Source organism: Mycobacterium heidelbergense, assembly GCF_050205645.1.
Lineage (GTDB): Bacteria > Actinomycetota > Actinomycetes > Mycobacteriales > Mycobacteriaceae > Mycobacterium > Mycobacterium heidelbergense_A.
In genome coordinates, this window is sequence record NZ_JBNMQT010000008.1 from 24942 (window position 1) to 48407 (window position 23466).

The following is a 23466-nucleotide window of genomic DNA, read 5'->3' on the forward strand; positions in this document are numbered from 1 at the left end:
AACGCGCGCACCGAGGCCTCACGCCGTCAGCAGCGGTGCCATCCAGGTCAGCTCGGCCGGCAGCTGTGCGCTCCAGAATTCTGCGGTGTGCCCGCCGGGGGAGAAGCCGCCCGCCGGCGGGTTGGGCAGTTGAGCGATGAATTGCTTGGTTGCCGCGTAGAACGGGTCGCTGTCGCCGCAATCCACCCGGATCGGGATCGATGCCAGCGCAGGCATTCCGAACACGGAGTTCGCCGCGAAGTCGTCGGCGCCGTCGAACGCGCCGGGCGCGGCCGCGCCGGAGGACAGCCACAGCGCCGGGCTCACCGCACAGATCGCGGCGGTGCGTGCGGGTCCGAGCCGCCCGCCCAGCAACAGCGCGCCGTAGCCGCCCATCGACCAGCCCAGGAACGCGACCCGCGAGGTGTCCAGGTGCTGGCCGTCCAACATCGGGATCAGTTCGTTGAGCACCATCGCGCCGGCGTCTTCACCGGACGCCCTCTTGTGCCAATAGCCGCCCCCGCCGTCGACGGCGACCACCGCGAACGGCGGAAGGCCGGCGTTGACGGCCTGGGCCAGACCCTGCTCGACACCGCCGGCCATCACGGTGGACGCGTCACTGCCCTTGCCGTGCAGCGCGATGACCGGTCGCAGCGCCTTCGTCTGGCCCGGCGGGCGCGCGATCGCCCAGTTGGTCGAGATGCCGCCGCGCGCCGCCGACACGAAGGAACCGGTCGTCATGGTCGGCGCAGCCTGAGCCGGCGGGGCGGGTTCAAGCGGCGGCGCCGGCGCCAACGGAACCTGCGTGCTGGCTCCCGACACCGGCATGGCTTGAGATGCGCGGGGCTGGAACAGGATGTCGAGCCCGTATGCGCCGGCCGCGCCGGCGGCCACGCCGATGCCCAGACCGAGCACTGCGCGGCGGCTCAAGTCGGGCATCCGGCAATCATGCCATGGCTGTTTGGCCGAAATGGCATCGCAGTACCACTTTCACTGGCACCATGGCTATTCGTGACAGCAGCAGTTACTCCAAAAGGAGAACGCCGGCGGTACGCGCTCGTGAGCGCGGCCGCCGAGCTGCTTGCCGAGGGCGGCTTCGAAGCGGTGCGACACCGAGCGGTCGCTCAGCGGGCCGGCCTGCCGTTAGCTTCGACCACTTACTACTTCTCGTCGCTCGACGATTTGATCGCCCGCGCGGTCGAACACATCGGGATGATCGAGGTGGCGCAGCTACGCGCGCGGGTCAACGGGCTATCGCGGCGTCGCCGTGGGCCCGAGACCACCGCCGAGATGTTGGTTGAGTTGCTCGTGGAGGACGTATCCAGTCCGGGACTTGCCGACCAGTTGATTTCGCGGTACGAGCGGCTGCTCGCCTGCACCCGCCTGCCCGCGTTGCGTGAGACCATGCGCCGCAACTTGCGCCAGCGCGCCGAGGCCGTTGCCGAAGCCCTCGAGCGATCCGGCCGATCCGTGCATATCGAGCTGGTCCGCACGCTGCTTTGTGCGGTCGACGGTTCGGTGGTGTCCGCGATGGTCGAGGGCCGCGATCCCCGCATTGCCGCAGAGCAGACGGTGGTCGAAGTGATCGAGGTTTTGGCACCGATCGATCAGCGGGCCGTTCCGATCTGACCCGACTGCCGAAGCAAGTTCGGCGGCAGCGACGGCGTCACGATGTAGCCGGTGGCGAAGTCCCCATAGACCGTGACATCGGCCGGGCAGCGCTGGGCGTACAACGCCACGTAGGCGCAAACGACGGCGTCGACGGGATCCTCGGCGCGGCGCAGATCGCTCTTGCGTTGCGCGGCGACCACCCGCCGGCGCAGCTCGACCCAGGCCTCGTGACCGGCGACATGCAGCGGGACATCGCTGCGCGCAAGCTTCTCGACGCCATCCATCAGCGCAAGCAGCTCCGACTTGAGCCGCTCGAGGCCGCGGCCGGGCTTGGCTTTGTACTTCAAAGTCCGTTCCAGTTTGAACAGCACCACCGTCGCCGGGTGCGGGTACACCTCGATGGCGCGCCGCGTAGCCGACGACAGCGGGTCCATGTCGAGGTCCAGCGCCCGAGCCAATCGCGCCGCGCGGGGAACGTCGGCGAACTCGGGCTTGCCGGTATTGGCCGGGTGCGCGCCGGCTTCGAACCTGCGGAAGTCGCGGTTGAGCGCGGTCTCGGCCGGCCGCTGGCCGGTGCAGTTGGTCACCACCAGCGGGGCATCGAAGGCGACCACGCATTCGCCGCCTACGTACGGTCGCAACGCGGCCAGGATCTCAGCGTCGTCGCGGACCGCACCGATGTGCACCAGGTGGCCCGCGGCGTCGACGACGGCCACGCCGGTCGGATTGCGGCCGGCCCAGGCGAGGTCGACGCCGGTGAAGAACATCCGCCAAGGGTATTGCCGCGGCGACGCCGTCACACCGACATTGGTCGCCGCCGGAAAGTGGGTGTCCGTTGTGCCCGCCTCACAGCGACAATGCCAATCGGATGGCACGCCAGAATGCGCGAACGGCCGAATTGTCGCTGTGAGGCGGGCAATTTGTGCATCTCCTGGCGAAGAGACGGATGTGGCAACTGTGGCCATAGAAGCGGTGAAAGCCCGGCCGCCGGTGTGGGCAACCGTAAGCTGTGTCTTTGTGAGCATTCCGAATGTGCTGGCCGACCGGTACGCCAGCGCCGAGATGGTCGCGATCTGGTCGCCGGAGGCCAAGATCGTCGCCGAGCGGCAGCTGTGGGTGGCCGTGCTACGCGCCCAGGCGGAACTCGGTGTCGCGGTGCCCCCGGAAACGATCGCCGACTACGAGCGGGTGCTCGGCGACGTGGACCTGTCCTCGATCGCGGCGCGGGAGAAAGTGCTGCGCCACGACGTCAAGGCCCGCATCGAGGAATTCAACGCGCTGGCCGGTCACGAGCATGTGCACAAGGGGATGACCAGTCGGGACCTGACCGAGAACGTGGAGCAGCTGCAGATCCGGCGATCGCTGGAATTGGTTTTCTCACACGGGGTGGCGGTGGTGGCGCGGCTCGCCGAACGCGCGGTCACGTATCGCGATCTGGTGATGGCCGGGCGCAGTCACAACGTCGCCGCGCAAGCCACCACGTTGGGCAAGCGATTCGCCTCCGCGGCGCAAGAGATGCTGATCGCGTTGACCAGGCTGGGGGAGTTGATCGACCGCTACCCGTTGCGCGGGATCAAGGGCCCGATGGGAACCGCGCAAGACATGCTCGACCTGCTCGACGGCGACGCCGCCAAGCTGGCCAAGCTCGAAGGCCACATCGCCGACTTCTTGGGCTTCGCAACGGTTTTGACCAGTGTGGGGCAGGTGTATCCGCGTTCGCTGGACCACGACGTGATCTCCGCGCTGGTGCAACTGGGCGCCGGGCCGTCGTCGATGGCCCACACCATCCGGCTGATGGCCGGGCACGAACTCGTCACCGAGGGCTTCGCACCGGGGCAGGTCGGATCCTCGGCCATGCCTCACAAGATGAACACCCGCAGTTGCGAACGGGTCAACGGCCTGCAGGTGGTGCTGCGCGGCTACGCGTCGATGGCCGCCGAACTGGCGGGCGCGCAGTGGAACGAGGGCGACGTGTTCTGCTCGGTGGTGCGCCGAGTTGCCTTGCCGGACAGCTTCTTTGCCGTCGACGGGCAGATCGAGACATTTCTGACGGTGCTCGACGAGTTCGGTGCTTACCCGGCGGTGATTCAGCGCGAACTGGATCGCTACCTGCCGTTCCTGGCCACCACCAAGGTGTTGATGGCGGCGGTGCGCGCCGGCATGGGGCGCGAGGCCGCGCACCACGTGATTCGCGAACACGCAGTGGCGACGGCGCTGGCGATGCGGGAACGCGGCGCCGAACCCGACCTGCTGGATCGGCTGGCCGCCGACGAGCGGTTGCCGCTGGACCGCGCGGCGCTGGACGCCGCGCTCGCCGACAAGAAGGCGTTCACCGGTGCCGCCGGCGATCAGGTCGACGACGTCGTCGCGATGGTGGACACCCTGGTGAGCCGATACCCGGATGCCGCCAAATACACCCCGGGGGCCATCCTATGACTCTCGCCGGCGCCCTCGCGGGGATCGACTTCACCGATCTGGATAATTTCGCCAACGGTTTTCCGCACGAACTGTTCGCCGTCCATCGGCGCGAGGCGCCGGTGTACTGGCACCAGCCGACCGACAACACCCCAGACGGGGAGGGCTTCTGGTCGGTCGCCACGCACGCCGAAACGCTTGAGGTGCTGCGCGATCCGGTCACCTACTCCTCGGTCACCGGCGGCGGGCGGCCATTCGGCGGGACGCTATTGCAGGACCTGTCCATCGCGGGCCAGGTGCTCAACATGATGGACGACCCGAGACATTCGCAAATCCGGCGGCTTGTCAGCTCCGGGCTGACGCCGCGGATGATCGGTCTGGTCGAGGACGATCTGCGGGCGCGGGCGCGCCGGCTGCTGGATGCGGTGGTGCCGGGCGAAGCGTTCGACTTCCTGGTCGACATCGCCGCCGAACTGCCGATGCAGATGATCTGCATCCTGCTGGGAGTGCCGGAATCCGAACGGCATTGGCTCTTTGAGGCCATCGAGCCGCAGTTCGACTTCGGTGGTTCGCGGAAGGCGTCGCTGTCGCAGTTGTCGGTGGAGGAGGCCGGCTCGCGGATGTACTCCTACGGCCAGCAGTTGATCGCCTCGAAGCGCGCCGAGCCGACCGATGACATGCTGTCGGTTGTCGCCAATGCGATGCTCGACGACCCTGAAGCAGGGGGCACCGCATCCGCCCTTTCCGACCTCGAGTTGTATCTGTTCTTCAGCCTGCTCTTCAGCGCCGGCGCGGAGACGACGCGCAATGCGGTCGCCGGCGGGCTGCTGGCGTTGGCCGATCATCCCGACCAATTGAGTGCGCTGCGTGCAGATCTCGACGGGCTACCGACGGCGGTCGAAGAGATAGTCCGGTGGACGTCACCGTCGCCGTCCAAGCGGCGCACCGCCACGCGCGATGTCACGCTCGGCGGACAGTCGATCGAGGCGGGCCAGAAGGTGCAGATCTGGGAGGGCTCGGCCAACCGCGACGCCCGCGTGTTCGATCGCGCCGACGAATTCGACATAACCCGAAAACCCAACCCGCACCTGGGCTTCGGCCAGGGCGTGCACTATTGCCTGGGCGCAAATCTGGCCCGGCTGGAACTGCGGGTCCTCTACGAGGAACTGTTGACGCGGTATTCCGCTGTGCGGGTGGTGCGACCGGTCGAATGGACTCGCAGCAACCGGCACACCGGGATCCGGCACCTCGTCGTGGAACTGGCCGAATAGCGGTGACTTCCCGGCTCGCCGATGTCGAGCCGTCACCCGATGTGTTCGCCGCGGTGATGGCGACGGGAATCCTGTCCATCGCCGCGGCGAACCACGGCTACCGCCAAATCAGTGAAACGATGGGTGTTTTGGCCTCGCTCGGACTGGTGGTTCTTGTCGTCGTGGTGATCCTCGCGCGGCGCCATGCGCGCTGGGATCTCAAGGATCCCGATGTCACCTTGCGGCTGTTCACCTTTGTCGCCGCGTGCGCGGTGTTGGACAGCCGGGTGGCGTCACGGCCGGTGCTGGCGCTGGTGTTGGGTGTGGTGGCGCTGGCGTCGTGGCTGGTGCTGATCGCGCTCAGCGTGCGCAACATGTCGGCCTTCGGGTGGTCACGCTTGCGCGACCGTGCCCACGGCGCGTGGGAGCTGGCCAGCGTGGGCACCTCGGGTCTGGCGATCGTGGGCGCCAAGGCGGCCCGGTACACCCCCGAGCGCTGGTGGTTGGCGGTCGCCGTGCCGGTTTGGCTGGCGGCGCTGTGCATGTACGGCCTGATGACCTGGCTGATCCTGTGGCGCAGCGTCGCGCAGCGCCAGGACCGCGACGGGTTCGAGCCCGATACGTGGATCCTGATGGGGGGCTTGGCAATTGCGACATTGGCCGGCGACACGATCCACGGCCTGGCTCCGGCCTGGCTGGCCGGGCCGGTACTCGCCGTCACCGTGGTGACCTGGGTGGCGGCCACCCTGTGGATTCCGCCGCTGATCTACTTCGGTCTGCACCGCATCCGCCGCCGCCCCGAAATGCTGCACTTCGCCGGTGTGTGGTGGGCGTTCGTCTTTCCGCTGGGCATGTACTCCGCGGCCAGTTACAGCATGGCGGCCCAGCTGGGGCAGCGGTCGCTGATCACCGTGTCGCTGGTGTTTTTCTGGGACGCGTTGGCGGCGTGGCTGATTGTCGTCGCCGCTGGGCTGTTGCGCGCTTGGCGCATGTTCGTCAGCCCGCGCGAAGCGTGATCCCGGCCGCGCGCAGTTCGAGTGCAGCCAGCGCGCGAATTGTGACGGGGTCTTCACGGCGCCACCCACCGACCGGGTCGACGCTGACGGAGGTCAGTTTGCGTGGCGGCCGGTTGGTCAGTGCCCGCAACGCCAGCAGTTGCTCGCCGGCCGGGGTGGCGGCCAGGGCGGTCACCGTTCGTTTGCGCCGGAAGAACCGGAGCCGCAGCCACAACCACGGCACCACCGCGATCAGGATGGGGACGGCGGCGACCGAGATCGCGAGCAGCACCGCGAGCCAGCTCGTCGTGGTGTCCAGGTCGTGGACGGCGCTCGCGATGTCGAGGGCACTGTGGCTAGCAGCGGTCAGCGGCTTGCTGACCGCGTCGCCCACTAGCGGAATGTGCTGCGCACCATGGCCGGCAGAGGCCAGGTTGTCGCCGATGCCATGCGCGCTGCTTTCGACTTGGCGGCCGGCTTCGGCGATTGTCGAGATGGCGTCGTAGACGGCGACCCCGACGAGCAGCCAGATGACGGTCCACACGACGACGGCGACATCGCTGAACAGTTGAGCCAGCAGCCGGACTGGTCTGGTGGAGTAGGGCAAGAACCGGGATGTCATGACCGAAATTCCAGCACAGCTCCCGGTACGGGGTCGGCCGCGCGGTGCCCGATAGGCTGGCCGGATGCGCCCCGCACTGTCCGACTATCAGCATCTGGCCAGCGGCAAGGTCCGTGAGCTGTACCGCGTCGACGACGAGCACCTGCTGCTGGTCGCGACCGACCGGATCTCTGCGTACGACTATGTCCTGGACAGCACGATCCCCGACAAGGGCCGCATCCTGACCGCGATGAGCGTGTTTTTCTTCGACCTCGTCGAGGCCCCGAACCACCTGGCCGGGCCGCCGAATGACCCGCGCATCCCCGACGAGGTGCTTGGCCGCGCGCTGGTGGTGCGGCAGCTCGAGATGCTCCCGGTGGAATGTGTGGCACGCGGTTATCTGACCGGCTCTGGGTTGCTCGACTACCAGGCGACCGGGAAGGTCTGTGGTATCGCCTTGCCGCCGGGTCTGGTCGAGGCCAGCAAGTTCGCCACGCCGCTGTTCACCCCGGCAACGAAGGCCGCACTGGGCGACCACGATGAGAACATTCCCTTCGCCCGGGTGATCGAGATGGTGGGCGCGGTGCGCGCCAACCAGCTACGCGACAGCACGTTGCGGATCTATGTTCAGGCCGCCGATCATGCCCTGACGAAGGGAATCATCATCGCGGACACCAAATTCGAATTCGGCAGCGACGGTGAGGGCAACCTGGTATTGGCCGACGAAATATTCACGCCCGATTCCTCGCGGTATTGGCCGGCCGAGGATTACCGGGCGGGTGTGGTGCAGACCAGTTTCGACAAGCAGTTCGTCCGCAACTGGCTGACCGGGCCCGAGTCGGGCTGGGACCGGAAGGGCTCACAGCCCCCGCCGCCGCTGCCGGACGACATCATCGACGCCACCCGCGCACGTTACATCAATGCCTACGAACGGATCTCCGGCATGAGCTTCGACGACTGGATCGGCCCCGGCGCATGACGCAGTCCGTTGCGCAGACGCCCGCGCCGCCGATCGCCAAGCGGGTGGAGACCCGGCGGGAGCACCACGGGGACGTGTTCGTCGACCCGTATGAATGGCTGCGCGAGAAGGACGACCCTGAGGTCATCGCCTACCTCGAAGCCGAAAACGACTACGTCGATCGGGCCACCGCTCACCTTGAACCGTTGCGGCAGCAGATTTTCGACGAGATTAAGGCGCGCACCAAGGAAACCGACCTGTCGGTGCCGACTCGTCAGGGTGACTGGTGGTACTACTCCAGAACATTCGAGGGAAAGCAATACCGCGCCCAATGCCGCTGCCCGGTGGCCGATCCCGACGATTGGACGCCGCCGGCGCTGGATGAGAACACCGAGATACCCGGTGAAGAGGTGTTGCTCGACTCGAACATCGAGGCCGAAGGCCACGATTTCTTCGCGCTGGGCGCCGCGATGGTCAGCCTGGATGCCAATCTGCTGGCCTACTCCGTCGACATTATCGGTGACGAACGATATACGCTGCGGTTCAAGGATTTACGCACCGGCGAGATGTTCCCCGACGAGATCGCCGACATCGGTGCCGGGGTGACCTGGGCCGCCGACAACCGCACTGTCTACTACGCGACGCTGGATGCGGCGCACCGTCCAGACAAGATATGGCGGTATCGATTGGGCTCCGGCGAGCCGTCGGAGCTGGTGTATCACGAAGCGGACGAACGCTTCTGGCTCGGCGTCGGGCTCACCCGCAGCGAAGCCTACGTGTTCATCGCGTCGGGTTCGTCGATCACGTCAGAGCTCAGGTACGCGGACGCGGCCGATCCGCAGGCGGAGTTCACCGTGGTGCTGCCGCGGCGCGAAGGAGTCGAGTATTCGGTGGAGCACGCGGTGATCGGGGGCGAGGATCGGTTCCTGATCCTGCACAACGACGGCGCGGTGAACTTCACCCTGACCGAGGCGCCCGTCGACGCCCCGGCGCAGCAGCGCACCCTGATCCCGCATCGCGACGATGTTCGACTCGACGGCGTGGATGCTTTCGCCGATCATCTGGTGGTCAGCTACCGCCGCGAGGCATTGCCGCGGATCCAGTTGTGGCCCATCGACTCCGGCGGCGGCTACGGCGAGCCCGAAGAGATCTCGTTCGAATCCGAGCTGATGTCATCCGGCTTGGGCGGCAATCCTAATTGGAAGTCGCCCAGACTGCGGATCAGGGCCGGGTCGCTCGTCATCCCGACACGCGTTTACGACATCGACCTGGCGACCGGCGAACGCATATTACTGCGTGAGCAGCCCGTGCTCGGCGACTACCGGCACACGGATTACGTGGAGCGACGCGACTGGGCGCGCGCGGACGACGGCGCCAGGATCCCCGTGTCGATCGTGCACCGCGCCGGCCTCGAATTCCCGGCCCCCACGGTGCTGTACGGTTATGGCGCCTACGAGATTTGCACGGACCCGAGCTTTTCCATCGCGCGGCTGTCGTTGCTGGACCGGGGCATGGTGTTCGTCATCGCCCACGTCCGCGGCGGCGGCGAGATGGGCCGGCTGTGGTACGAGCACGGCAAGCTACTCGAGAAGAAGAACACCTTCACCGACTTCGTCGCGGTGGCAAAGCATTTGGTGGATTTGGGGCTGACCCGGCCGCGAGAGTTGGTGGCGCTGGGTGGCAGTGCGGGTGGCCTGCTGGTCGGCGCGGTGGCCAACCTGGCGCCGGATCTGTTCGCCGGAATCCTCGCCCAAGTTCCTTTCGTCGACCCGCTGACCACCATCCTGGACCCGTCACTGCCGCTCACCGTCACCGAATGGGACGAATGGGGAAACCCGTTGAGCGACAGCGAAGTCTACGCCTACATGAAGTCCTACTCGCCGTACGAGAACGTCGAGACCAAGCGCTATCCCGCCATCCTGGCGATGACGTCGCTCAACGACACCAGGGTTTACTACGTGGAGCCGGCGAAGTGGGTCGCGGCGTTGCGGCACGCGAACGCCAACGGCAATCCGGTGCTGCTCAAGACCCAAATGGCGGCGGGCCACGGCGGGGTCAGCGGTCGCTACCGGGCCTGGGAAGAGGCCGCATTCCAGTACGCCTGGCTGCTAGCCGCTGCCGACGGCGACCGCTACGGCCGCGCCCAGAAAGACGACCTCGATGGCGATGCGCAGGGGTAGCTGCGTCGTCATCGACTTAGGCGGATCGGGCATCCGGGCGGCGTAGACGTTGGCCGGGAACATGGCCAGCATCAGCACCAGTAGGCACTGGGCCGCGGCCATTCGCGTCACGGGAAGCAACAACCCCACCGCGCCCAGCAGCTCGAGCAGGCCGGTGAGGGTGACCAGGTAGCCAGGAGCCGGCAACCGCGGCGGCACAATCGCGATCAGGTCGCCTCGCAGCTGCGGCGCGAAGTGGGCGAGACCCGTCATCAGGAACATCGCGGCCAGCCCAACAGCGAGCGCCGCCGCCCAGCTGTTGACGTAGCCGACGCCGAGCCAGCCAATGCACCGAGCGGCGATGGTGCCCACCAGCAGCGTGATCAACGGAGCCATCTCAAGCGTCCAATCTATTCGCCGGCTGTTTGGCTCGCGGGCCGCTTCGGCAGAAACACCGCGGGGATCACCGTTGACACCACCAACACGACCGCGACGACGAACACCGCCGTATAGGCGTGCGAAAGGTCGTGCAGCACATTGCCCGCGAAGTCCGGGGCGAGGGCCTGCCGGGGTATCGCGGCCGGATTGAGGGGCACCCCGCTGGCGGCGGCCTTCTGTTGTAGGGCCGCGAGTTTGTTTGCCGCGGAGATGTTCTCGCTTCGATTGAACTGGTTGGTCAGGATCATCGACATCAGCGCTGTTCCCATCGAGCCGCCCACCTGGTGGCTGACGCTCATCAGCGTTGTGCCCCGGGCGATCTGGTGCGGCGCCAACGCCTGCACGGACGCGACCGACAGGGGCATCATGGTGCATCCCATGCCCAGGCCCATGATCGCCAACCCGACCAGGAGCGTGGGTAGGTACTGCGCCTGCTTGGCCACGCCGAAGGCGAAGGTGCCCAGGCCGGCGGTGATCAGCGCGATGCCCACCAGCACGACCTTGCCCGGACCCTGTCGGTCTACGAGCGGCCCCGTCAGGCGCATGGTCAGCATGGCGCCGAGGCCCTGCGGGATCATGTGCGTGCCGGCCTGCATCGGCGACTGATGCAGCACCTGCTGGAAATAGCTCGGAAGCAGCAGGCCGGCGCCGAAGAAGGCGGTGGCGAAGACCAGCATCGTCACGTTGGCCTGGGTGAGCACCTTGTTCTGAAACAGCCGCAGATCGATGAGCGGGTGGTCCGCGCGGTGCCACGCGTGCAGCACGAATGCGCCGATCAACACCAGGCCGACGACCGCAGGTATCAGCACGCGACGATCGGCGACGGTGCCGCAGCGCGGAATGGATGACACCGCGAACAGGAACGTCGCGAGGCCCGGAGACAGCAGCAACACGCCGACCACGTCGAAGGTTTCCGAGCGCGCCGGGTGATCGCGCGGGAACACGATGGCCGCGAGGACGATGGTGACCAGGCCGATGGGGAGGTTGATCAGGAAGATCCACCTCCAGCTCGAGGTGTCGATGAGCCAGCCGCCCAGGATGGGCCCACCGATGGGGGCGAGCAGCATGGGAATGCTCAGGATCGACATAAGGCGGCCGAGCCGCCCGGGGCCCGCTTCACGGGTCATGATCATGAATCCCAGCGGCATCAGCATGCCGCCTCCGATGCCTTGCGCCACGCGGAACACGATGAGCTGCAGGATATTTGCCGCCACCGCGCACAGCAGCGAGCCCAGCGCGAAGGCGAGCACGGATCCCATGAATAGCCGCTTGGTGCCGAATCGGTCGGCGGCCCAGCCCGTTACCGGAATCACCGTCGCCAAGGCGAGCGTGTAGCCGGTCATCGTCCAACCGACGACGGCTTGGGACGAGCCGAATTCGCCGATGAAGGTGCGTTGCGCGACGCTGACGACCGTGACGTCGAGTATCGCCATCACCGTGGCGAGGATGCACACGCCGGAGATCCGCAGCAGCGGGGCGTCCAGCTTGTCTGGATAGACATGCACGCCGGCGCCGGGCTGCCGCGTGGGAGGGGTGGTCAGCGGGGTGTCGGCCGCTGCGGAACGGGCCTTCTCCATGGCGTTGCTTAGCATATCGAATCGATTGCCGCGTCCCTGGCCTGCGTCGCCGCGGACTCGATATACGCCTGCTGTCCGCGTGTCCTTCACCATTCCGACACCTGACATGGTCAAACTGCGAGTGTGTCTGGAAAATTGATCGTCTCGGTGTCGGGGATAGGGGAGCGCACCCTGGGCGACGTTGAGGCGTTCTGCGCACAAATGGATGCCCGCGATGTGCCGGTGTCGTTGCTGGTGGCCCCGCGGCTGTCCGGCGACTACCGACTCGACCGCGACCCGCGCACAGTCGAGTGGCTTACCGCGCGGCGCGCCGGGGGCGACGCCATCGTGCTGCACGGCTACGACGACCCGGCCACCAAGAAGCGGCGCGGCGAGTTCGCCATGCTGCGGGCGCACGAGGCCAACCTCCGGCTGACGGCCGCCGACCGGGTGCTCGAACACCTCGGGTTGCGTACCCGGCTGTTCGCGGCGCCGGGCTGGGTAGTGTCGCCGGGGGTGGTGAAGGTGTTGCCGCGCAACGGGTTTCGATTGCTCGCTGATCTGCACGGGATCACCGACCTGGTCCGCCACACCACCGTCCGCACCCGCGTGCTCGGCATCGGAGAGGGCTTCCTGACCGAGCCGTGGTGGTGCCGCATGGTTGTGCTGTCCGCCGACCGGATCTCCCGGCGCGGCGGGATCGTGCGCATCGCGATCGCCGGCCGCCAGTTGCGCAAGCCCGGGCCGCTGCAAGCGGTGCTGGACGCGGTCGACCTGGCCGCGATGCACGGGTGCACCCCGACGGTGTACGAATGGCGGTCCAACAAGGCCGTTGTCGACGCCGCGTGACTAAGCCGTCCGCTTAATCGCCCGGCGCGGGGCACTAACCTGGTCCGACATGAGCGATTCTTTCGCGGCCGATGCGATCGTTGTCGGGGCGGGCTTGGCGGGCCTGGTCGCCGCCTGCGAACTGGTGGATCGCGGCCTTCGGGTGCTGATCGTGGACCAGGAGAACAGCGCCAACTTGGGTGGGCAGGCCTTCTGGTCGTTCGGCGGGCTGTTTTTCGTCGACAGCCCCGAGCAGCGGCGGCTGGGCATCCGTGACAGCCACGAGCTTGCGTTGCAGGACTGGTTGGGGACCGCCGCGTTCGATCGCGAAGAGGACTATTGGCCGCGCCAGTGGGCGCACGCCTACGTCGATTTCGCGGCCGGCGAGAAACGCAGCTGGCTGCGCGACCGGGGCCTGAAGGTCTTTCCGTTGGTGGGCTGGGCCGAGCGCGGCGGCTACGGCGCACAGGGGCACGGCAATTCGGTGCCCCGCTTTCACATCACGTGGGGCACCGGACCCGCCTTGGTCGAGATCTTCGCGCGTCGGCTGCGGGATAGGTCGACGGTGCGCTTCGCGCACCGCCACCAGGTTGACGAGCTGATCGTTGAGGGCGGCGCGGTGACCGGTGTCCGCGGCACCGTGCTTGAGCCATCGCCTGAGCCACGCGGGCTGCCTTCGTCCCGAAAAGCTGTGGGGCAATTCGAGTTGCGTGCATCGGCGGTGATCGTGGCCAGCGGCGGCATCGGGGGAAACCATGACCTGGTGCGCAAGAACTGGCCCAAGCGGATGGGCCGCGTCCCCGGGCAGCTGCTGAGCGGGGTGCCCGCCCACGTGGACGGCAGGATGATCGGAATCTCGCAGCAGGCCGGCGCGCGGGTGATCAACCCCGACCGGATGTGGCACTACACCGAGGGCATCACGAACTATGACCCGATCTGGCCGCTGCACGGCATCCGGATCATCCCGGGCCCGTCTCCGCTGTGGCTGGATGCGTCCGGCAAGCGGCTCCCGGTTCCGCTGTATCCCGGGTTCGACACCCTCGGCACCTTGGAGTACATCACCAAATCCGGATACGACTACACCTGGTTTGTGTTGAACGCCAAGATCATTGAGAAAGAATTCGCGCTGTCCGGCCAGGAGCAGAACCCCGACCTGACCGGCCAGAGCGTGAGGGAGCTGCTGCGCAACCGGGCGAGCTCCGGCGCGCCGCGGCCGGTGCAGGCCTTCGTCGACCGAGGCGTGGACTTCGTCAGCGCAAACTCGTTGCGCGAGTTGGTGACCGGGATGAACAAGCTGCCTGACGTGGTCCCGCTCGACTACGCGACGGTGGAAGCCGAGGTGACCGCCCGCGATCGTGAGGTGGCCAACAGGTTCAGCAAGGACGGCCAGATCACCGCGATCCGCGCCGCGCGTGGCTACCTGGGTGACCGGCTGGGCCGGGTGGTGGCGCCGCACCGGTTCACCGATCCGAAGGCCGGGCCGCTGATCGCGGTCAAACTGCACATTCTGACTCGAAAGACGCTGGGCGGCATCGAGACTGACCTGGCCGCGCGGGTGCTCAAGGCCGACGGCACACCGCTGACCGGGCTGTACGCGGCAGGCGAGGTGGCCGGGTTCGGCGGTGGCGGCGTGCACGGCTACCGGGCGCTCGAGGGCACGTTTCTGGGCGGCTGCATATTCTCCGGCCGGGCCGCCGGCCGCGGCGCCGCCGACGACATCACCTAGCAGTTGTGCCGTTAGAAGGTGACCCCGCTTTCTTCGGGCAGCACCTGAAAGTCCGTGTCGGTCATCTCGGTGAGTCGGCCGTAGTAGATGCCCCGCGCGTCCGGGGCGATGATCCCCTGGTGAATGGGCACCGCGCGGGCCGGCGCCACCGCACGCAGGTATTCGACGGCCTCGGAGATCTTCATCCACGGCGCGGCCGCCGGAGCTGCCAGGACGTCCACCGGCTCGTCGGGGACGAACAGCGCGTCGCCGGGATGCATGAACCGCGCGGGGTGGTCGGCGTCGCCGACCAGATACGAAATGTTCTCTATCGCAGGGATTTCCGGGTGGATCACCGCGTGCCGACCGCCGACGGCCCGGACGGTCAGCTCACCGATCCGCAGCTCGTCGCCGACGTGCACCGCTTGGCACGGCTCGCCGAGCTGCCCGGTGGTCTGCGGATCGGCGTAGAGCGCTGCGTCCGGGTTGCCCTCGAGCAGCGACGGCAGCCGGGCGATATCGACATGGTCGGGGTGCTGGTGGGTGATCAGGATGGCGGTCAGGCCGGTGATGCCCTCGAAACCGTGCGCGAAACTGCCGGGATCGAAGAGCACGCGGGTTTGATCGAACTCGGCAAGTAAGCAGGAATGACCGAAATGCGTCAGTAGCATGTTTACGATTGTGCCCTGACGGGGGTGATACCGATGCGGGTGATCCTGGCGACGATGCTGGTGGCCGGTGGCCTTGCGGTAGCCCTTGTCGTCGTGGTGCCGGCACACGCCGAGCCCCAGACCTGCCCGCCGGTGTGCGACCAGATCCCAGACAGCGCGTGGATGCAGCAGCGCGCCATTCCGCTCAATTCGGTGTACAACTGGCCCGCGCTGGCCGGACTGGCGACGCCGGCGACCGGGGCCGGGCCGCGCTTCCGCTTCGAGGCTCTGTGCGCGGCGCCCGCGGTCCCGCAGGACCCGCGCGATTCGGCGGTGGCTGCCCGGGTGACCGCCGTCCACCCGGACGGGCAGTGGCAGTTGCAGGCGCAGATCCTGCACTGGCGCGGTGACACGGCGCGCGGCGGTTCGGCCGCGGCCGGGGTGTTCAGCACTGCCGTCGCCGCCTTACGCGGTTGCCAGCAGGGGGCGCCGCAGCAGTCGCCGTCGATCACCACCGACCAGCCGAATCGGATGGCCGCGGTCATCAGTGGGCCGGCCATCATGCACACCTACCTGGTCGCACACGTCGCGAGCAGCACGATCACCGAGCTCACGTTGTGGTCGTCGGGACCCCCGGAGGTACCCTGGCCCTCGATGGCAGACGATCCGGTGCTGGACGCCATGACCGCGCCCCTGTGCGAGGCGTACATCGCATCGTGCCCGTGACCCGCGTGCGGCACCCCTCGCCGGTAGAGTTAGCGCCGAGCAAGATCTGAGGAGGAGCGCCGGTGGCTCGGGTGGTCGTGCATGTGATGCCCAAAGCGGAGATTCTCGACCCGCAGGGTCAGGCGATTGTCGGCGCGCTGGGCCGGCTCGGCCACGGTGGAGTCTCAAATGTCCGCCAGGGCAAGAGGTTTGAGCTCGAGGTCGACGACACCATCGATGACTCAGTGCTCGCCGAAATCGCGGAATCACTGTTGGCGAACACCGTGATCGAGGACTGGACGATAAGCCGGGAACCGCTGTGACGGCACGAATCGGCGTCATTACCTTTCCCGGGACGCTCGACGACGTCGACGCCGCGCGGGCCGCGCGCCGTGTCGGCGCCGAGGCGGTCAGCCTGTGGCACGCCGACGCCGACCTCAAGGGAGTCGACGCCGTGGTGGTGCCGGGCGGATTTTCCTACGGCGACTACCTGCGGGCCGGCGCGATCGCCAGATTCGCCCCGGTGATGGCCGAAGTGGTCGACGCCGCACGGCGCGGTATGCCGGTATTGGGAATCTGCAACGGTTTTCAGGTCATATGCGAGGCCGGGCTGTTGCCCGGCGCCCTCACCCGCAACGCGGGCCTGCACTTCATCTGCCGCGACGTTTGGCTGCGGGTGACCTCGACCACGACGGCGTGGACGTCGCGCTTCGAGGCCGACGCCGATCTGCTGGTGCCGCTGAAGTCCGGCGAGGGCCGTTATGTCGCGCCCGCGACCGTGCTGGACGAGCTGGAGGGTGAGGGCCGGGTGGTGTTTCGCTACCACGACAACGTCAACGGCTCGCTGCATGACATCGCCGGCATCAGCTCGGCCAACGGCCGCGTCGTCGGCCTGATGCCGCATCCCGAGCATGCCATCGAGGCATTGACGGGTCCCTCCGACGACGGGCTCGGCCTGTTCTATTCGGCGCTGGACGCGGTCCTGGCCGCCTAAGCGGAAACCCCTGCGGCATAGCGCAGTTCGGCGAACGCTGCGCCGTGGGGACCGTCAGCCCAGCACGGGGAACCGGCGCTCGCGGGCCAGCCGGTCGAGCGCGGTCTGCATCACCGAACGCACGTGGGCGTCGACCTCGTCGACGTCGGGGTCCCTGCCGAATTGGGCCGTGACGTCGATCGGCTCGAGCACCTCGGTGACAATTTTGGCCGGCAACGGCACGTTGGGCGGGAAAACCACGCTCAGCCCGAAGGGAAACCCGAAGCTCATGGGCAAGATGTCCACCCGGGCTCTGGTGATTCCCAGCCTGCGCGCCAACCAGTTGCCCCGGGTCAGGAACAGCTGGGTCTCCTGGCCGCCGATCGACACGGCGGGCACGATCGGTACTCCGGCATCGACGGCGGTCCTGACGTAGCCGGTGCGGCCGTTGAAGTCGATTGTGTTGGCACTGAACGTGGGCCGGTACGCGTCATAGTCACCGCCCGGGAATACCAGCACGACCGCGCCCGAATGCAGTGCGGCGGAGGCGTTTTCGGGGCTCGCCTCGATGACCCCGAGGCGTCGCAGCCAGCTCTCCAGCGGACCTATGAACAGGCCGTAGTGGCCAAGGGTGTACACGGGGCGGTCGTAGCCGAAGGCGCTGTAAAACGCCGGGGCGAAGATCAGCACGTCGGGAGTGAACATTCCACCGGAATGGTTGGACACCACCAGGGCCCCGGCGGCCGCCGGGATGTTGCGAACGTTTCGCACCTCGGCGCGATACCACCGCTTGATCCAGGGTCCGACGGCGTTCGAGATCTGCTTGGTGAACGTCGGGTCCCATTTGGCGGTCTCGCGATTCTCCGTCGCCGGGCCGGTGCTGCCGTTCATGGTTCACCCTCGGGTTCCGCTGGTTATTTCCTCCTATTTGCTATTTCCTCCGCGACGGCGCTCCCAAACATCGTCAGCCGGCGTCCAACACCAGCGCCGGCGATGGCTGCTCGAGAACCGGGGTCAACCCGCCGAAGAATTCGATCGCGGCCGCGATCGTGCGGTCGACGAAAGTCGCAAAGTCCTCGAATGCAACGTCGCCGCGGATCCATTGCGAACGACGCGCGACAACACCCAGGCGCCCTGGATCGGAGGACCCGTGCACGACCGCGGTGACTCCGCGATCCTGCCGATTCCACGCGTCGGCGACGTGCGTCAGCCAGGGACGGTCGGACGCCGGGAAGAAGCACGCGGGAGCGACGCGAACGAGCAACACGTCGTGATGGCCGGGGGCGATCTCGAGGTGCACGTGCAGTCGGCGGGGACGAGTGTTCGCGACGTAGAAGTACTCACCGTCGTGCGCGCCGCGGAAATACCGGCTGCCGCGAGTGCACAAGTAGCGTTCGATCAGGTTTGCGCACAGCGGCTCGCTCGTCATGCGATCAATGCTGAGGCCGGTGACTTTGCGGATGCTTTGAGCCGAGCAAGCCGGCACCGAAGAATCTGATGAGAATTCGCTGAGCAAGAGTGACTATTCCGGCGTCTCGACGATCCCGGCGCCCGGCTCGGGCATTAGCCGCGGCAACGTGACCGAAAACCGGTACCGCTCCGGGCGATAGTGGAATTCCACCACCTCGACGGGCTTGCCCGCAGCGGTGTAGCTCGTGCGCTCGAGGACCAGGACCGGTGAGCCCTTCGGCAGATCCAACGCGGCTGCGACCGCCAAAGACGCAGCGGCAGAATGGATCTCATGGGTAGCCCGGACGATGTGGACGCCGAGTCGCTCCCACATGGTGTAGGTGGATTCCATCGCGTACCTGTTCGGCGCACCCGGCGCTTTCGACATCAGCGGCTCGACGGCTTTTCCCAGCCCCAACGGCAGGTAGGCCGTCATCAGAGCCAGCGGTCGGTCCCCATCGCGGAAACGCCGGTTGATACATAGGACTTTGGACAGGCCAAGCGTCTCGGCCACCCGTCGCGGCGCCTCACCCACGTGATGGGAGAGCACATCCACCTGCGGCGTGATGCCGGAGCTTGCCAGGACTTCGGTGATCGTGCGCACACCGGAGCCCAATTCCTGCCGCACCGGATTCGCGACGAAAGTGCCCAGGCCCTGCCGCCGAATGAGCCAGCCCTGGCGCTCGAGCATCCCCACCGCCGCACGCACGGTCACCCGGCTCAATCCGGAGCGCTCAATCAGCTCCCGTTCGCTGGGCAGCCGCGCCCCGCGGGGCAGGCGCTGCCCGATGATCTGCGCCTTGAGCGCTTCGGCGAGCTGGGTGCTGGCCGGCACGCTGCCGCGCCTGATGCGCAGGTCGGCGCCGCCGAGGTCCAGCTCCCGAGTGGCCATAAGACGTATTAAAACGTCTTATGGCTGGCCGGGGCAACCGCTCGCCGCGCTAGCGTCGATTCGAGACAGCTCCCCCGACGATCAGGAGTGTTGACCGTGGGACTAGCGGTGCAACGGTTGGACCATATTGTGTTGAATTGCCGCGACATTGAGGCCACCGCAGCGTGGTATGAGCGGGTGCTCGGCATGAGGCGGGAGACGTTCGGGCCGTCCAACAGAACCGCGCTGTGCTTCGGCGATCAGAAGATCAACCTGCGGCCGGTCGGCGCGCTGGCCGACGACCCCGACTGGGTGACCGGATCCGTCGAAGCGGCCGGTTCGGCGGACTTGTGCTTCGTCACCGGCTCTGCGCCCGACGAGATACGGGCCCACCTTGCGCGGTGTGGAGTCGAGGTGATCTCGGGGCCGGTGACCAAGATCGGCGCATTGGGTCCGATGACCTCGCACTACTGCCGTGATATCGATGGGAACCTGATCGAAATCGCCGTCTACTGAGGATCTTTGAGCGGATAGAGCGCGGGCAGGTTGATGACGATGGCCTCCTGGGTGCTGCGCGCGATCACGACTTCCGCCGTGGTGTTCGGATCGGGGTTCTCTTCTCGGTGCGGCAGGTAGGGCGGAATGAAGACGTAGTCGCCGGGAGCGGCAGAGATGCGCACTTCCTGGACACCGTCGTGAAACACGAACTCCGGATTGCCGCTTCTCACATAGATCGCCGTCTCGGATTCGCCGTGATGGTGGTTGGACGAGACGGCTTCGGGCAACGCGTGTGTCTCACCCATCCACAGCTTCGCCGCACCGACCGACTTTCCGGACAGCGCCGCGAAGCGCCGCAATCCCTCCGACTGTGCGGTATCGGAGCTGATGTCCGAGGCCCTGACGTGGTGTACCCGGTTGCGTGCGGCCGACGTCGTCGTCTCGTCGAAGTCTGGATGAAATCCGTCCGATGTCGCCATCGCTCCATTCTGCCTCTCGGGCATGCCGCGGCGGCCGGGCTCAGCGCGGCCTCGTAGTGAGCTCCTCGGCGAGCTGGCGCATGTCGCGTACCACCAGGTCGGGCTGCGGCAGGCCGTCAACCGGCAGCGGCGGGTTGCCCGGGCGCGCAATGAGGGCGCCGCTGAACCCGACGTTTTGGGCGCCGAGGGTATCCCACACGTGGGCGGCCACCATCATGCAATCCTCGGGGGCCACCCCGAGCGTTTCGCACACGTACCGATACACCACCGGCGACGGCTTGAAGGCGCGGCGGGCGTCCACACTCAACTGTCGTTCGAAGAATCCCGCCAGCCCCGAATTCTGCAGCGCCGTCGGTCCGTCCGGGTTGGGTGGTGAATTGGTGAGGGTGACCAGTCGAAAACCATTGTCGCGCAACCTGGCAAGTCCCTCGGCCGCATCTGGGTGTGGCGGCATCGAGAGCAGACGCGACTTCAGGCGGAGCAGATCGTCGTCGGTGACATCCACCTCGTAGATGTCGCCCAGCATGCGCAGCACCCCCTGGGCGAGGGAGGAGAAGTTCACGTAGTTCTCCGCCAATGTCGTGGCCATCGAGTACATGACGAGCTGTCCAAACCATTCGCGGAGCACCCGCTCGTCGCCGAACAAGTCCGCGAAAAGCGGTGCGAGGGAATCGATATCGACCAGCGTCTCGTTCACGTCGAATACGAGGACAGATGGCGGCTGCTCTCGGTTCATGCCGGATGGTGGTTGCGTTCTTGGAGCACCCACGCATTGCCATCGGGGTCGTGGAAATAGGCAAAGCTGGCGTAGTCGGCTCGGTCGGGATCAGGGCCGGGGAGGAATCCCCCTCGCCAGCCGCCGTCGGTGTTCTTGTGGCGGATGCCGCTGACGGTCACCCCGCGATCGGCTAGTTCCGAGCGGCAGCTCTCGATGTCGGAGACCACCAGATACAGACCTTGCACCGAGCCCGGAGGCGCGTCGGTCAGTCCGGCACCGAACTGGATGGAGGTGTGGGATCCCTGGGGCGTCAGCTGGATGACCCGGAAACCGGGTGCGGGTGCGTAGTCGACGTCGAGGTCGAAGCCGAGTTGGTCGCGGTAGAAGCGCAGCGAACGATCGGGATCTGATACCGGCAGGATGACAACCTCGAGCAGCGCTTTCATTGCCTGACTCCGGTGGGTGTCTTCCCGAGCACCTCGTCGGTGTCCAGGCCTCGATCAACACCATGGGGAATGACGGTTTGGCCGGGCGCGAGCTGCAGCTGTTTCCCGTCGAGACAGACGTAGATCTTGTCGGGCTCGAAGGACACCAGATTGGTTACCCGCCCCACTTCGGGCCAGGCGTTGACGTAGGACCACGCCGCTCGCTTGTGGCCGCCGATGTCGTAATAGGAACAGATCCCCTTGTAGGGGCAAAACGTCTGTATATCAATGAGTTTGAGGGCGGCTTCGTCGATATCCTCGCGCGGAACGTACCACCGGGGTGCAAAGCCCGATTCATACAGCGCCAGTGGGTGCTTGGTGTCGGCGATCACCTGCTCGCCATCCTGGACGACGAGATGCCGCGAAGTAGAGCGGATGTCAATGCGGTGATAGGCATCGGCCGCGTGCCCGACGATGCGTTCGTTCTCTTCGTAGAAGGCGTCCATGGCGCGCCAGGCGAACGCCAGTCGCCCATCGAGAATGGCCGCGTGTTGCGGCAAGCCCGTGTGCTGCCAGGCGGCGTGGTTCGCCTCTCGCTGCGCAACCTTGACGGTGAACCAATTCGTGTCGCCGAGGTCTTGGTGTTGAGTGACCCGGTCCTCGTTGACGAGGATGTCCGGTTCGACATCGACGCGCGGGAAATAGGCGACCGGGTAGCGCGCCGGCTCGTGGAGCAGGATGACGTCCTCGCTGTCGGCGACCCATTTGTCGGCGAAGCGCACCCGCATGCGGCGGCGCAACGGCTCCGCATACAGCAGGCGCGGCGGCAACGGCTGCTCGGTGAGGAAGTGTCCGATCGAACTTGTGGCCAGTGGACCTTGTTGCCATGCCAAACCCATCGTCCAGTCCTCCCTGTCGCGAACTTCCCAAAAGCCGCAGCCGGCGTCAGTTCATGACGACGACCATCTTTCCGCCGGCTTCCCCCGCCTCCATGACTCGGTGCGCTTCATGAATTTGATCGAACGGGAAGACGCGCGCCGGCTTTGCGTCGAGCTTGCCGTCGGCCACCTGCCGTGCGATGTCTTGTAGCGGCACGTCGGAAAGCGGGAAGCCGGGAGTCCCAAACACAAAGCTGCCGAAGAAGTTCAGGTTCACCCCGCTGGCCATGCGTAGCAGCGGGTTGAAGTCCCCGATGGGATCAAGTCCCCCCAACCACCCCGCCAGGCACGCCGAGCCGCCGCGGCGCAGCATGTCGAGGGAGTCGAGGATGGTGCTGTTGCCCACCAGGTCGAGGACGGCGTCGATCTGCTTTGATTCGGCGATGTGGGCCGCCAGGTCGGGCCGCTCCAATTCGACGCGGGCGGCGCCCAAATTCTCCAGCATGGAAATGCGCTTGGAGCTGCGCGTGGTCGCGATGACGCGCGCCTCGGCGGCGACCGCCATCTTGAGGGCCGCCTGGCCGAACGATGACGTGGCGCCGCGCAGTACGAGGGTCTGTCCGGCCGCGAGGTTGAGGTTGCGGAACAGACACGTCCAAGCGGTCGCATAGGTTTCGGGTAGTGCCGCCAAATCGGACCAGGGCAGGTCGGATTCGATGAGGGCGACGTTGGCGGCGCGCACTCGGGTGTATTCGGCATAGCTGCCGTTGATGGTTCGCCCCAGGCCGCCCATCAGCGCCGCCACCTTGGCGCCGACCGGAAATTCGCCTCCCGGGCACGAGTCGACGATCCCGACGCATTCGATGCCGCTGACTTCCGCGGCTTCCGCCCATTCCCCCCGACGCATGTGCATCTCGGCGTGATTGATACCGAACCCTTGCACCTTGATCACGACCTCGCCGTTCTTGGGCAGCGGCTTGGGGATGTCCGCATAGACCAGGCTGTCGAGCCCGCCAAACCCTTTCAGGATGATCGCGCGCATGCGTTCCCCGCCAGGCTGTTCGCGCACTACTGCGGGCGCCGTAGGCGGTGTGGCCATCACCCTGTCTCATTTCCAAATCGTTAGTCCGGCTTCGGATATTGGGTCGCGAGAGCCGCAGTGCGGCAGTTAGATTACCATCGTCGGCGGATACTTAATGGGTCGCTTAACCCAATATTATGGGCTGGACCACCCAGATTTGTCCAGGCCGCTCGTCGCGGTTTGCCCAAAGCGGTACCCGCCCTCCTGGGCCGGGCCAACATAATGGATAGGCAACGGGGCCCGA

Annotated in this window: 26 protein-coding genes; 12 read left to right on the forward strand and 14 right to left on the reverse strand. The window is 66.7% G+C overall.

Annotation, left to right across the window (positions count from 1 at the left end; translation table 11 throughout):
* Positions 1–18: 18 nt before the first annotated feature.
* Positions 19–918, reverse strand: a complete 900-nt coding sequence (locus ACQI5H_RS10845) for an alpha/beta hydrolase-fold protein (RefSeq protein ID WP_427079392.1) — start codon at positions 916–918, stop codon at positions 19–21.
* 72 nt (positions 919–990) lie between these two features.
* Between ACQI5H_RS10845 and ACQI5H_RS10850 the strand changes: the two genes are divergently transcribed.
* Positions 991–1608 carry a TetR/AcrR family transcriptional regulator gene (locus ACQI5H_RS10850; protein WP_076064287.1) on the forward strand — a complete coding sequence of 206 codons (618 nt, stop codon included), beginning with the start codon at positions 991–993 and terminating at the stop codon, positions 1606–1608.
* Here the strand turns inward: ACQI5H_RS10850 and ACQI5H_RS10855 are convergent.
* Entirely contained in the window at positions 1587–2357 is a 771-nt protein-coding gene (locus tag ACQI5H_RS10855) for a DUF429 domain-containing protein (RefSeq protein ID WP_427079393.1), read from the reverse strand. The two genes, ACQI5H_RS10850 and ACQI5H_RS10855, sit on opposite strands and share 22 nt — an antisense overlap.
* Positions 2358–2607: 250 nt before the next feature.
* Here ACQI5H_RS10855 and purB point away from each other — a divergent pair, with 250 nt between their 5' ends.
* The 3 genes from purB to ACQI5H_RS10870 are packed head-to-tail and all read left to right on the forward strand — an operon-like array spanning position 2608 to position 6271.
* Positions 2608–4026 carry an adenylosuccinate lyase gene (gene purB, locus ACQI5H_RS10860; RefSeq protein WP_427079394.1) on the forward strand — a complete coding sequence of 473 codons (1419 nt, stop codon included), beginning with the start codon at positions 2608–2610 and terminating at the stop codon, positions 4024–4026.
* Positions 4023–5276, forward strand: coding sequence for a cytochrome P450 (locus ACQI5H_RS10865; RefSeq protein WP_427079395.1), 1254 nt, complete (start codon positions 4023–4025; stop codon positions 5274–5276). Before purB ends, ACQI5H_RS10865 begins: the two co-directional genes overlap by 4 nt.
* 2 nt (positions 5277–5278) lie before the next feature.
* The gene (locus ACQI5H_RS10870; protein WP_427079396.1) at positions 5279–6271 is read left to right on the forward strand and encodes a tellurite resistance/C4-dicarboxylate transporter family protein; all 993 of its coding nucleotides are present in this window, start codon (positions 5279–5281) and stop codon (positions 6269–6271) included.
* Here ACQI5H_RS10870 and ACQI5H_RS10875 read toward each other — a convergent pair.
* Positions 6252–6872, reverse strand: coding sequence for a hypothetical protein (locus tag ACQI5H_RS10875; RefSeq protein WP_427079397.1), 621 nt, complete (start codon positions 6870–6872; stop codon positions 6252–6254). The genes ACQI5H_RS10870 and ACQI5H_RS10875 overlap by 20 nt on opposite strands.
* Before the next feature lie 64 nt (positions 6873–6936).
* Here ACQI5H_RS10875 and ACQI5H_RS10880 point away from each other — a divergent pair, with 64 nt between their 5' ends.
* The gene (locus tag ACQI5H_RS10880; protein ID WP_427079398.1) at positions 6937–7830 is read left to right on the forward strand and encodes a phosphoribosylaminoimidazolesuccinocarboxamide synthase; all 894 of its coding nucleotides are present in this window, start codon (positions 6937–6939) and stop codon (positions 7828–7830) included.
* Positions 7827–9989 (forward strand): S9 family peptidase, encoded by a 2163-nt coding sequence (locus ACQI5H_RS10885; protein WP_427079399.1) that lies wholly within the window; start codon positions 7827–7829, stop codon positions 9987–9989. Before ACQI5H_RS10880 ends, ACQI5H_RS10885 begins: the two co-directional genes overlap by 4 nt.
* Here the strand turns inward: ACQI5H_RS10885 and ACQI5H_RS10890 are convergent.
* A complete protein-coding gene (locus tag ACQI5H_RS10890) occupies positions 9918–10364 on the reverse strand; it encodes a DoxX family protein (RefSeq protein WP_427079400.1) in 447 nt (148 codons plus the stop codon). The two genes, ACQI5H_RS10885 and ACQI5H_RS10890, sit on opposite strands and share 72 nt — an antisense overlap.
* Before the next feature lie 14 nt (positions 10365–10378).
* Positions 10379–11998, reverse strand: coding sequence for a DHA2 family efflux MFS transporter permease subunit (locus ACQI5H_RS10895; protein ID WP_427079401.1), 1620 nt, complete (start codon positions 11996–11998; stop codon positions 10379–10381).
* Between the two features lie 108 nt (positions 11999–12106).
* On the opposite strand from ACQI5H_RS10895, the gene ACQI5H_RS10900 reads away from it, so the two are divergent.
* Together ACQI5H_RS10900 and ACQI5H_RS10905 are read left to right on the forward strand one after the other, a co-directional pair.
* A complete protein-coding gene (locus ACQI5H_RS10900; protein ID WP_427079402.1) occupies positions 12107–12811 on the forward strand; it encodes a DUF2334 domain-containing protein in 705 nt (234 codons plus the stop codon).
* A 49-nt stretch (positions 12812–12860) separates the two neighbouring features.
* The gene (locus tag ACQI5H_RS10905) at positions 12861–14516 is read left to right on the forward strand and encodes an FAD-binding dehydrogenase (protein ID WP_427079403.1); all 1656 of its coding nucleotides are present in this window, start codon (positions 12861–12863) and stop codon (positions 14514–14516) included.
* Positions 14517–14527: 11 nt separating this feature from the next.
* Here the strand turns inward: ACQI5H_RS10905 and ACQI5H_RS10910 are convergent, their stop codons facing one another.
* On the reverse strand, positions 14528–15166 hold the full coding sequence (locus ACQI5H_RS10910; protein ID WP_427079404.1) for an MBL fold metallo-hydrolase: 639 nt from the start codon (positions 15164–15166) through the stop codon (positions 14528–14530).
* A gap of 33 nt (positions 15167–15199) precedes the next feature.
* Here ACQI5H_RS10910 and ACQI5H_RS10915 point away from each other — a divergent pair, with 33 nt between their 5' ends.
* From ACQI5H_RS10915 to purQ, 3 genes are all read left to right on the forward strand, one after another.
* The gene (locus ACQI5H_RS10915) at positions 15200–15871 is read left to right on the forward strand and encodes an ATPase (protein ID WP_427079405.1); all 672 of its coding nucleotides are present in this window, start codon (positions 15200–15202) and stop codon (positions 15869–15871) included.
* Positions 15872–15933: 62 nt separating this feature from the next.
* A complete protein-coding gene (gene purS / locus ACQI5H_RS10920; protein ID WP_427079406.1) occupies positions 15934–16173 on the forward strand; it encodes a phosphoribosylformylglycinamidine synthase subunit PurS in 240 nt (79 codons plus the stop codon).
* Complete coding sequence (purQ, locus tag ACQI5H_RS10925; RefSeq protein ID WP_427079407.1) at positions 16170–16844, forward strand: phosphoribosylformylglycinamidine synthase subunit PurQ; 675 nt, start codon at positions 16170–16172, stop codon at positions 16842–16844. The genes purS and purQ overlap by 4 nt, the downstream gene beginning before the upstream one ends.
* Positions 16845–16898: 54 nt before the next feature.
* On the opposite strand, the gene ACQI5H_RS10930 is transcribed toward purQ, so the two are convergent.
* From ACQI5H_RS10930 to ACQI5H_RS10940, 3 genes are all read right to left on the reverse strand, one after another.
* The gene (locus ACQI5H_RS10930) at positions 16899–17714 is read right to left on the reverse strand and encodes a lysophospholipid acyltransferase family protein (RefSeq protein WP_427079408.1); all 816 of its coding nucleotides are present in this window, start codon (positions 17712–17714) and stop codon (positions 16899–16901) included.
* 73 nt (positions 17715–17787) lie between these two features.
* The gene (locus ACQI5H_RS10935; RefSeq protein WP_427079409.1) at positions 17788–18252 is read right to left on the reverse strand and encodes a YbjN domain-containing protein; all 465 of its coding nucleotides are present in this window, start codon (positions 18250–18252) and stop codon (positions 17788–17790) included.
* Positions 18253–18345: 93 nt separating this feature from the next.
* Positions 18346–19164, reverse strand: coding sequence for a GntR family transcriptional regulator (locus tag ACQI5H_RS10940; protein ID WP_427079410.1), 819 nt, complete (start codon positions 19162–19164; stop codon positions 18346–18348).
* Positions 19165–19251: 87 nt separating this feature from the next.
* Between ACQI5H_RS10940 and ACQI5H_RS10945 the strand changes: the two genes are divergently transcribed.
* A complete protein-coding gene (locus ACQI5H_RS10945) occupies positions 19252–19659 on the forward strand; it encodes a VOC family protein (protein ID WP_427079411.1) in 408 nt (135 codons plus the stop codon).
* On the opposite strand, the gene ACQI5H_RS10950 is transcribed toward ACQI5H_RS10945, so the two are convergent.
* The 5 genes from ACQI5H_RS10950 to ACQI5H_RS10970 are packed head-to-tail and all read right to left on the reverse strand — an operon-like array spanning position 19653 to position 23240.
* A complete protein-coding gene (locus ACQI5H_RS10950) occupies positions 19653–20120 on the reverse strand; it encodes a cupin domain-containing protein (RefSeq protein WP_427079412.1) in 468 nt (155 codons plus the stop codon). The genes ACQI5H_RS10945 and ACQI5H_RS10950 overlap by 7 nt on opposite strands.
* A gap of 40 nt (positions 20121–20160) precedes the next feature.
* The gene (locus tag ACQI5H_RS10955) at positions 20161–20856 is read right to left on the reverse strand and encodes a haloacid dehalogenase type II (RefSeq protein ID WP_427079413.1); all 696 of its coding nucleotides are present in this window, start codon (positions 20854–20856) and stop codon (positions 20161–20163) included.
* Positions 20853–21284, reverse strand: coding sequence for a VOC family protein (locus tag ACQI5H_RS10960; RefSeq protein WP_427079414.1), 432 nt, complete (start codon positions 21282–21284; stop codon positions 20853–20855). Before ACQI5H_RS10960 ends, ACQI5H_RS10955 begins: the two co-directional genes overlap by 4 nt.
* On the reverse strand, positions 21281–22162 hold the full coding sequence (locus ACQI5H_RS10965) for a DUF427 domain-containing protein (RefSeq protein ID WP_427079415.1): 882 nt from the start codon (positions 22160–22162) through the stop codon (positions 21281–21283). The genes ACQI5H_RS10960 and ACQI5H_RS10965 overlap by 4 nt, the downstream gene beginning before the upstream one ends.
* Before the next feature lie 46 nt (positions 22163–22208).
* Positions 22209–23240: a zinc-binding alcohol dehydrogenase family protein gene (locus tag ACQI5H_RS10970; RefSeq protein WP_427079416.1), complete on the reverse strand. Its 1032-nt coding sequence runs from the start codon at positions 23238–23240 to the stop codon at positions 22209–22211.
* Positions 23241–23466: the final 226 nt, after the last annotated feature.

What these genes read in the sequence shown, in the direction of transcription:
- ACQI5H_RS10845 (WP_427079392.1), bottom strand. Translation starts at nt 918, where the DNA reads ATGCCCGACTTGAGCCGCCGCGCAGTGCTCGGTCTGGGCATCGGCGTG.
- ACQI5H_RS10855 (WP_427079393.1), bottom strand. Translation starts at nt 2,357, where the DNA reads ATGTTCTTCACCGGCGTCGACCTCGCCTGGGCCGGCCGCAATCCGACC.
- ACQI5H_RS10865 (WP_427079395.1), top strand. Translation starts at nt 4,023, where the DNA reads ATGACTCTCGCCGGCGCCCTCGCGGGGATCGACTTCACCGATCTGGAT.
- ACQI5H_RS10875 (WP_427079397.1), bottom strand. Translation starts at nt 6,872, where the DNA reads ATGACATCCCGGTTCTTGCCCTACTCCACCAGACCAGTCCGGCTGCTG.
- ACQI5H_RS10880 (WP_427079398.1), top strand. Translation starts at nt 6,937, where the DNA reads ATGCGCCCCGCACTGTCCGACTATCAGCATCTGGCCAGCGGCAAGGTC.
- ACQI5H_RS10885 (WP_427079399.1), top strand. Translation starts at nt 7,827, where the DNA reads ATGACGCAGTCCGTTGCGCAGACGCCCGCGCCGCCGATCGCCAAGCGG.
- ACQI5H_RS10890 (WP_427079400.1), bottom strand. Translation starts at nt 10,364, where the DNA reads ATGGCTCCGTTGATCACGCTGCTGGTGGGCACCATCGCCGCTCGGTGC.
- ACQI5H_RS10895 (WP_427079401.1), bottom strand. Translation starts at nt 11,998, where the DNA reads ATGCTAAGCAACGCCATGGAGAAGGCCCGTTCCGCAGCGGCCGACACC.
- ACQI5H_RS10905 (WP_427079403.1), top strand. Translation starts at nt 12,861, where the DNA reads ATGAGCGATTCTTTCGCGGCCGATGCGATCGTTGTCGGGGCGGGCTTG.
- ACQI5H_RS10910 (WP_427079404.1), bottom strand. Translation starts at nt 15,166, where the DNA reads ATGCTACTGACGCATTTCGGTCATTCCTGCTTACTTGCCGAGTTCGAT.
- ACQI5H_RS10915 (WP_427079405.1), top strand. Translation starts at nt 15,200, where the DNA reads ATGCGGGTGATCCTGGCGACGATGCTGGTGGCCGGTGGCCTTGCGGTA.
- ACQI5H_RS10930 (WP_427079408.1), bottom strand. Translation starts at nt 17,714, where the DNA reads ATGAACGGCAGCACCGGCCCGGCGACGGAGAATCGCGAGACCGCCAAA.
- ACQI5H_RS10935 (WP_427079409.1), bottom strand. Translation starts at nt 18,252, where the DNA reads ATGACGAGCGAGCCGCTGTGCGCAAACCTGATCGAACGCTACTTGTGC.
- ACQI5H_RS10940 (WP_427079410.1), bottom strand. Translation starts at nt 19,164, where the DNA reads ATGGCCACTCGGGAGCTGGACCTCGGCGGCGCCGACCTGCGCATCAGG.
- ACQI5H_RS10950 (WP_427079412.1), bottom strand. Translation starts at nt 20,120, where the DNA reads ATGGCGACATCGGACGGATTTCATCCAGACTTCGACGAGACGACGACG.
- ACQI5H_RS10955 (WP_427079413.1), bottom strand. Translation starts at nt 20,856, where the DNA reads ATGAACCGAGAGCAGCCGCCATCTGTCCTCGTATTCGACGTGAACGAG.
- ACQI5H_RS10960 (WP_427079414.1), bottom strand. Translation starts at nt 21,284, where the DNA reads ATGAAAGCGCTGCTCGAGGTTGTCATCCTGCCGGTATCAGATCCCGAT.
- ACQI5H_RS10965 (WP_427079415.1), bottom strand. Translation starts at nt 22,162, where the DNA reads ATGGGTTTGGCATGGCAACAAGGTCCACTGGCCACAAGTTCGATCGGA.
- ACQI5H_RS10970 (WP_427079416.1), bottom strand. Translation starts at nt 23,240, where the DNA reads ATGGCCACACCGCCTACGGCGCCCGCAGTAGTGCGCGAACAGCCTGGC.